This window comes from Candidatus Dependentiae bacterium (genome assembly GCA_026389065.1).
In the GTDB taxonomy this organism is placed as follows: domain Bacteria; phylum Babelota; class Babeliae; order Babelales; family Chromulinivoraceae; genus JACPFN01.
The window spans coordinates 1-8,425 of the sequence record JAPLIP010000018.1 but is presented as its reverse complement, the minus strand read 5'-3'; the positions used below and the strand labels follow the sequence as shown (position 1 = coordinate 8,425).

At 35.8% G+C, this 8,425-nt stretch carries 8 protein-coding genes and 1 tRNA gene; all 9 read left to right on the top strand.

Annotated features, from left to right (window positions below; genetic code table 11):
- Positions 1 to 2,584 (top strand): hypothetical protein (locus NTU89_00755; protein MCX5923075.1); only part of this gene is annotated, 2,584 nt, incomplete at its 5' end.
- 99 nt (positions 2,585 to 2,683) lie between these two features.
- Complete coding sequence (locus NTU89_00750; GenBank protein ID MCX5923074.1) at positions 2,684 to 2,875, top strand: hypothetical protein; 192 nt, start codon at positions 2,684 to 2,686, stop codon at positions 2,873 to 2,875.
- Positions 2,876 to 2,992: 117 nt separating this feature from the next.
- Entirely contained in the window at positions 2,993 to 4,384 is a 1,392-nt protein-coding gene (locus NTU89_00745) for a UDP-N-acetylmuramoyl-tripeptide--D-alanyl-D-alanine ligase (GenBank protein MCX5923073.1), read from the top strand.
- 12 nt (positions 4,385 to 4,396) lie between these two features.
- Positions 4,397 to 5,443 (top strand): 16S rRNA (cytosine(1402)-N(4))-methyltransferase RsmH, encoded by a 1,047-nt coding sequence (gene rsmH, locus NTU89_00740; GenBank protein MCX5923072.1) that lies wholly within the window; start codon positions 4,397 to 4,399, stop codon positions 5,441 to 5,443.
- A gap of 130 nt (positions 5,444 to 5,573) precedes the next feature.
- On the top strand, positions 5,574 to 5,846 hold the full coding sequence (gene spoVG / locus NTU89_00735; GenBank protein MCX5923071.1) for a septation regulator SpoVG: 273 nt from the start codon (positions 5,574 to 5,576) through the stop codon (positions 5,844 to 5,846).
- Between the two features lie 10 nt (positions 5,847 to 5,856).
- Positions 5,857 to 5,931: transfer RNA gene (locus NTU89_00730), tRNA-Gln, on the top strand.
- Between the two features lie 161 nt (positions 5,932 to 6,092).
- Positions 6,093 to 6,704, top strand: a complete 612-nt coding sequence (locus tag NTU89_00725; protein ID MCX5923070.1) for a Maf family protein — start codon at positions 6,093 to 6,095, stop codon at positions 6,702 to 6,704.
- Positions 6,705 to 6,753: 49 nt separating this feature from the next.
- Positions 6,754 to 7,209, top strand: a complete 456-nt coding sequence (locus NTU89_00720; GenBank protein ID MCX5923069.1) for a hypothetical protein — start codon at positions 6,754 to 6,756, stop codon at positions 7,207 to 7,209.
- Between the two features lie 194 nt (positions 7,210 to 7,403).
- Positions 7,404 to 8,237 carry a hypothetical protein gene (locus NTU89_00715; GenBank protein MCX5923068.1) on the top strand — a complete coding sequence of 278 codons (834 nt, stop codon included), beginning with the start codon at positions 7,404 to 7,406 and terminating at the stop codon, positions 8,235 to 8,237.
- The last annotated feature ends 188 nt before the right edge of the window (positions 8,238 to 8,425 follow it).

Here is an 8,425-nt window from a genome sequence, read left to right as displayed (position 1 = left end):
TAAGCCAAAGGATATTGGAAAAATACTTAGAATCATGAATGATTTTTCTAGCGATGCTGTAAAAATGGAGCTTGGGCTGAAAAATTATATGCAAAGCTTAGGATTAAAAGATCCTCAAGGTAAGCCCTTTGTTGGAAAAGATTTTAATCCTTTTGTAAAATCTTGTGTCAAATCTACTCAAGAATGTGATGAAAAAAACCCAGCAGCTATTTTTGCTCAAGGAACAACCAGGGGAATACTTCTTGGTTATTTGCTTATTAAATCTAATGACAGAAAAGATTTACAAGATTATTTTGAGGGATTTTTGAATAAATCTGTAACACTTCCAGAAGAGCAGTACCCAGCTGAGCAGTTAAAAGGATTTGCAGATCAAACTCCTGATTTGCAAGAGGCAGAGTCCTTTGCGGATTTCGTTTGTGGTACAGTTTATGAACAAATATATGCCTCACCTCTTCCTAAAATTATTACGAGCAATACTGGAGTTGATTTTCAGGGAATTGGGTTTACAGATTGTATGGAATGCGTCATGCGCAATTTATGCAATATCGCAACTTATGACACAAAAAATAAAATTTTTGGCGCAGCTCCAAAAGAGTCTAGCTTGAGTTCTTCTTTGAAAATATTTTATGAGGCACACTCAAGCGTAACCGATGTAGCAGCAAAGCCTGCGCATCAAGCCTGGGTGAATGTGGTAGAAAATGTAGAGGGAGTGGCTTACAATAAACTATGTACTAACTCAAGCACGTCTTACGCCTCTTTGCCTTCTGACTGCGAAGGCTTTATTCCTATGGAATCAGTTCACACTACGCTTCCGTCAAGGCTGATTTCAGTCGGTGGTAAAAACGTTACCGTTTATGAAAAACAGGTTGGATCTGCAAAGTATTTATTAGTACCAAAAAGCTCTGATAATTTTTGTTGCGAACTCATGCCATCAACACGCAACGTTATTGTTTTAATGAATCAATCGCTCAATTTAAATTTATATCCAAACCAAGAAGCAACCTTTGAGCCTGGTTTTGAAAATAAATACTTGGAGCCTATGTCTCAAAAGTTTGGATGGAGCGTTGATAGCCAATCAAAAGATCTTACAAAAGGCGTCAATTTAAAAGTATCGACCAAAAGTAAGCACGGATTTGAAATTAAGCTTTCGTACAAAGCTCACGGCTCTGTAAATATTATAGAAAATCAAAAAAAATCATCACAGCTTGAAGTTTCATTTGAAAAAGGCTTACCAGCTCAACAAGCCATTGCAACAAGTTTAGGGCTGTTTGATGACAAAACAAATGCTAAAAATGATTATTATTGCGACCTTCAAGATCCAAACAGAAGAGTTGATAAAATAGTTAAAATTATGCAGCGAGATACCATTGCAGGCAAAATGGTAGCTGAAAATCTCATGACAAGTATAGGATTTTTACAAGATGAGCATTATTTAAGTGCAGTTTATGAGATGGCTCCTGAAACATTTTCAAAGGAAATTAAAAATACAGTCTTTTTGCGGTATTTAAAATCTAAAAGCGTATCTGGCATAATCCAATGCGTCAAAAGATATAAGAATCCTGTATTGAGTAAGGCTGATATCATTTTCATTATTAATCATAGTATTAAGTTACGTTTTATTTTCTCTGCTCTATGCTTAGCTTCCGCAGCAATAGAAAAAGGTGTTTTGGGTTCATCAGACAAAGCTGATATAATTTCATGGATTAATGATGGTCTTAAGTCAAGTGATTCAGATAAGCAAGCTAGAGCTCTAGAATTAGCTCACGCAGCAATAGCAAACGGTGTTTTGGGTTCATCAGACAAAGCTGATATAATTTCATGGATTAATGATGGTCTTAAGTCAAGTGATTCAGGTAAGCAAGCTAGAGCTCTATACTTAGCTGAAGACGCAACAAAAAAAGGTGTTTTGGGTTCATTAGACAAAGCTGATATAATTTCATGGATTAATGATGGTCTTAAGTCAAGCGATAGATATGTTCCAAAGAGAGCTCTACATTTAGTTTACGCAGCAATAGAAAAAGGTGTTTTGGGTTCATCTGACAAGGCTTACATCATTCCCATTATTAATAGTGGTATCAAGTCAAGCAATCCAGATGTTGTACATGAGACGGAACAGATCAAAGCATTAGTTCAAAACAAATATCCTGGCATGCACCTTTTAAGCATTCTTGACAGAGCAAAAAATATCTTGGGAGTTGGAGGATTTAGAAGCACGCCATTAAATCTTATGAGAAAAACATTTGATCAACAAATGAAAGAACAGTTTCCAGAAGCTTCAACAGAATCTTTTGCAAATCAAACAAGTCAAAACCGATTTGTGCAACCTTCGTCAGAGGAACTTTCTGCCCAGCGAAATCAGATGCAAAGATTTAATTCTGGATATGACTCATCTTTGCACACAGGACAGGCTGCAGAAAATACACTCGAGCAGCAAAGATTAGTGCGTGAGCAAGCAACACAAAGATTAATGAATCAACAACGCCTGATTGATCAAAAAACATTTGACGTATCACGTTTAGCCGCAGGAGCGTTGAAAGTAGATGGTGGCAAAATGAAGCAGTTAGCTCGAAGTGCAATTAAATAACTATTACATGGTAATTATTACATTGTAATTATTATTTGTGGGTGCCTGTTTTGCATCTTAACAGAGCAAGACGTAGAAAAAGAAGTTAAAAGTATTTCTATGATTGAAATTAGGCTTGCCTGTAAAAACACTTTAATTATTGAAGAAACTGAGCCAGATGAGTTGCTTAGAAGTTTGTACTTGAAAGCCGCTTTAAATAAGTTTCGAGGTGACAAGGGAAGCTTTGAAGGAGTGCTTTATAATGTTGTGGCTCAATGGTTTGCAGAGTTTGTCGACAAGCCAAAAGATTGATTGAGTCGGCATTGTGCATTTTTGATTGCTTGACAAAACATCAAAAAATGACAGCTTATAAGATATAATTTAATAATTTATAAAAAATAAAATAATCTATTTAAGGTTGGTAAATTAATGCTCATAGATTTGGATTTTCTATCAAAAAATGTAAAAAATTCTTATTTGCAAAATGGACCATTTTCTCCAGATTCGTCATTTGTAGTTGATTCTAGAAATGTTTCCAAGGGTGATGTTTTTATTGCATTGAAAGGTCAGATGGTTGATGGGCATGATTTCATTGACCAAGCTCTAACAAGTGGAGCTGGCGGATTTATACTTTCTTTAGAAAAAAAAGAATTTTTATTACAAAAATACAAAACAGAATTTGCAGGTAAAGTCATTTTATTTGTACCTGATACCTTGCAAGCACTTCTTGATTTGGCGAAGGCTTGGAGGTCACAATTTAGTTATCCAGTCGTAGCAATTACGGGAACCGTTGGAAAAACAACAACAAAAGAAATGGTTCGAAATATTTTAAAATTTACTGATTTGAAATATATCGTTTCATCTGGAAATCAAAATACTTTGATTGGAATTTCACTTAATATTTTAAAAATGAGACAAGATCATCAAGCTGCTGTTTTTGAGCTTGGCATTGCGCAGCGTGGCAGTATGAAAAAATTAGTTGAGCTTCTTAGGCCAACTTACAGTTTGATAACAGTTATTGGCCATGGTCACACCCAAGGTCTTGGTGGCATGGATGTGATTTCATATGAAAAACGTGAGATATTTTCCTGTTTTACCGATCGTGACATTGGAATTATCAATGGAGATCAGCCAGAGTTGGCAGATATTTCATACATTCATCCAGTTATTCGTTTTGGTAAAAAAACAACAAATCAAATTCAAGCAAGAAAAATTGCAACAGATAAAAATACGGTAAGTTTTATCGCAAAAATTTATAATAAACGGTACGCAGTGGTATTGCCATCTTGCAATGAGTCTCGCGTTATGAATGCTCTTGCGGCTATCTGCGTTGGGTATGTCCTTGGCATCTCTGATGACATTTTAATTAAGGGTGTTCAAGAGCCGGTCATAGTTCCTGGGCGCTTTGAGATGATACCACACTCTTCTGGGTCGATGATTATTCATGATGGGTATAATTCTAATCCAGAAAGCGTGAAAGCTTCACTTGCAGCATTTGAAAAGTATCAAACAGATAAAAAGAAAATAGTTGTTTTGGGCGATATGCTTGAACTTGGTGCAGAAAGTCCATTTTGGCATCGTCAGCTTGGTAGACTTTTGCATAAAGTTTCAGATGTTAATCATGTGATTTTAATTGGCAAAGAGATTGAATGGACTAAAAAGTCACTACCAATTGGTATGAAATCTTCACTTTTTGCAACGATCGATGATGCTTTTGACTCCTTAAAAAATATGCTTTTGCAAAAAGATAAGGTATTCTTATTTAAAGCATCAAACTCAATTAAGTTTTCTGATCTTATTAAAAAATTACAAGAGGTTTAATCAAAAAGTTCCATGGGAAAACAGCACGGTAAGCGCAAAAAAGATAGAAGAATCGATAGCGAAAATCAAAGCATTGATCAACTAAATTTGCAAACTCAAAATAAACAAGAAAATGACTCGCAAGGCCTGCCAGAGAGTGTTGAATCGGTTGACTCGTTAAATACGAGCGGTCACATTCCTGTTCTGATGGCAGAGGTCATTAAATATTTAGATGTAAAAGCTGGTGAAGTTTATGTGGATGCTACTTTGGGTGGCGGTGGACATACTCGTGCCATTTTACTCAAAGAGCCAACGTGTAAAGTAGTTGGGCTTGATTGGGATCGGTCTGTTTTAGACACCATTGGAGTCGCCCTGCAAGAAGAATTTCCTGGTCGTTTCTTTCCCGTGTGGGGAAATTTCTCAAAGATTCATCAGCTCGTTTCTCATGCCGGATTTCATAATGTTAATGGCGTTTTAGCTGATTTTGGAACCTCTCAAATTCAAATTAAAACTAAAGATGGCTTCTCTGTTTATAATGATACTTTTTTAGACATGAGATTTTCATCATCACTTTATAAAAAAACTGCTTATCAAGTAGTAAATTATACTGAAGAAAAAGAGTTGGCAGATATCTTCTTTGAGTTTGGTCAGGAAAGTTATTCCAGAAAAATAGCGCGAGCTATCGTTTTGAGAAGACAGCAAAAATACTTTAAGACAACAGTTGAGCTAGCGCAATTTATTAAAGATTTAACTCCTGGTGATTATCATAAAATTCATCCAGCAACCAAAGTTTTTCAAGCTCTTCGTATTTTTGTCAATAAAGAGCTCGAGAACATCGATGCATTCTTACAAAACAGTAAAAGTATTCTTGGTGATGGTGGCAGACTTGTTTGCATCAGCTTTCATTCCTTAGAAGATCGCATCGTTAAACAGTTTTTTAAAGACAATGGAAATAAAAGCGCTGTAAGTAGATATTTCGACTTGGCAACAAAAGGTGCGAGCATGGCAACGCCAGAAGAAATATCAAGGAACAGATCTTCTCGTTCAGCTAGACTTAGAGCTGGAATCCTTAGAATTTGATTTGACAAAAGTTGTTTTGAAAGCTACATTTAATGGGTAGTAATAGAGCTCTTTTAAAAAAACAACGGAGGATGGAAAAAGGACATGACTCAGAGTAGGTTTACGACATTTTAAGATAAGGACTTGGCAGATGAAAATTACTGAAGTAAAAGTCTATCCGGTAGAAGAAAGCGGTAGATTGAAAGCATATGCGACCATGGTGTTTGATGACTGTTTTATCGTTCGAGATCTAAAAGTAATTGAAGGCGATAACGGTTTGTTTGTTTCAATGCCATCGCGCAGAAGAAAAGATGGGTTTCGAGACATTGTTCATCCTCTAAACGCAGATACTAGAAAATTAGTTGAAGATTCAATTGTTGAAGAATTTAAAAAAACGGTTACAATAGAAAGTAACCCAGAATAAAAAATTATGTTGGAGCGTCGCCAAGTGGTAAGGCACCTGTTTTTGGTGCAGGCACGCGGAGGTTCGAATCCTCCCGCTCCAACCAGTATTTTTTAAGAGAATCATTTTGTAACGTTGTAGTAGATTTGCGAAATGGTTCTTTTAAAAGACAAATAAACGCCCAATCAATGAAATATTTGATTGGGCGTTTATTTTTTTGGCATACTTTTAGGTGTAATTAAATTTGAAATAAGTTAGGAGTTTTTGATGGAATATGTTTTGTATCTTGCTTCAGGTTCTGCGTCTCGCAGAGGAATGCTTATGGCTGCAGGAATACCTTTTCAGGTTACTGAGCATGCTGCAGATGAAGGATCTTGTAGCGTGTTGCAACCGTTAGAAAATTTAGTCACAGAGATTGCTCTTTTGAAAATGAAGCATGTTAAAATTCCGACGGGCCAGGAAGGGCAAGTCGTATTTGTTTTGACTGCAGATACCATGACTCTTGATAGCAGAAATCAATTGCATGGAAAACCAACAGATCGGCATGATGCTCGCTTGATGTTGACTTCGTGTCGAACTGGGGCGACGGTTGGCACAGCTTTTTGCCTAGAGAAAAGAATCTTTCAAAATGATACTTGGGTTGTCGAAAAACAAATTGTTGGTTACGATCAAGCTTGGTGTGTGGTTGATATCCCTGAAGTTTTTTTAGATTTTTATCTTGATAGAATTCCATTTACTCAGGTGAGCGGCGGAATTACCATCGAAGGATTTGGCGAACAATTTGTTAAAGAAGTTAGTGGTTGTTACTCAGCAATTTTGGGTATGCCCATGTTTAAACTAAGAGAAGCGCTTTATACACTTGGTTTTTATGCTTTTTAGTATTATAATGTTGAACATATATTTTATAGTTTTTACATAGGGGTATCATATGAATTTTATATTTCCATTGCTTGTTGCAGTTGGCTTGGCTTCAAATCCAGCTCCCAAAGAATTGGTTAAGCCGAACCTTCTTCCTATTTCGTTAGAGGACGTAAGCAATTGTTCTTTTCCAACAGAAGAAGAATGGGCGCAAAATTGTGCTCCTAGGAAGCCTAAGGGTCCTAAAGCTCGTAGAGATTATAGCCAGTATAAAAATTGTTTATTTCCAAACGGTGGAAAAAATACAGTAGCTCGTACAGGCGAAACGTCGTCGGATGATGAATCTTTCCAAGATGTAGCGGATAAACAAGTTTTGCCATCAGTTATCGACAACTCTCACAATCCGGTAAAATCTGTAAGATCTCAAGCAAAAGAACATGGAGCATGGTCTCCAGAAGTTATGGCTGCTCTAAGATCAGTAATAAGAGATAATGGCAAATTCAAGCATAATGGTAGAAGAAAATAAAGATCTTGGAACTAGATTTTTAAGATTATTTCTATAAATCAGTGAGCATTGAATTAATTCAGTGCTCACTAATTTTTTTTGATAAATTATTCGTTTGTTTGGCCTGTTTGAGTATCAAATCTATAAAAAGATTGAATATGGAGTGATATTTTTATTAAAAGTTTGTATCTAGTTTTTTTAAAAAGGAGTTATTTGTGAAGTCGATAAATTATTTATTTTTGTTTTCATTTTTGGTTGGGCCTGCTTCATTTGTGAGCGCCATGCATGAATCAGAGGCAAGGAATCAAAGTGTTGCTAAGCCTAAGCCAGAAGATTTGGATGCTATGAAAGCTCGTCATATTCAAGAATTAGAAAATTTAGAAACAGAGCGAAGTGGTAAAAGTAGTGAATTAGATAAAAAAGAGAGAGATTGTCAAGTACAATTGAATAAAGCTAGAGACTATGTAACAAGATCCCAGAATCAACATGCTGCTACGGATGACGACAATGATAGTTCTGGTGGTATATTGGAACATGCAAAACATCTGCTAGAAGATCATGTAGCAACGCATGTGAATTTAGAGCAAGAAAGAAATAATTCAGACAACGAACATTTAACAAAAATAGAAAATTTAAAGGCTCAGCATGAAAAAGAAATAAACGCTGGGTCATTTCTTCCAGAAGTTAAAAAAGGCTGGATTCAAAGATTCTTGGATTCTTTTTTTAGTAGTGATGTGGCAGATGCAAAAAATCTTTTCAATTCAGGTAATGGAGTTAAAAGATTAAAGACTGGTGGCAGAGAGCAAAATCCATCAGATTATGTCTTTGATAAAAGCAAATTAAAAGAAGCATTAGGAAAACTTTCTGCAGAGCAAAGAGTTGATGTTGTAAATGATTATCTCAAGAACTCTCTCAAGGGTAATAATAATACGGAAGTGGCTGGGCAAAACACTAAGGCCCTTGTTGAAATACTTAACTCAATGCTTCCAAAAAATGAAAAAGTATCTGTTGGCTCAAATGGAATTTCAATTATGAAATCTGAGGCTTAAAATTAAATTTTATATCTTAAAAAAAGAAACCATGTATGAAGTCTATGAATTATCTATTTTTACTTTCAGCTTTTATGTCTCAGGCTCCTACCTTGAGTGCAATGCATGAAGCTCCGACAGAAGACATCTTTGCAGATATGAAAGAACGTTTTAATGATCAAGATAACGATTTGCTAGCTAGACAACAG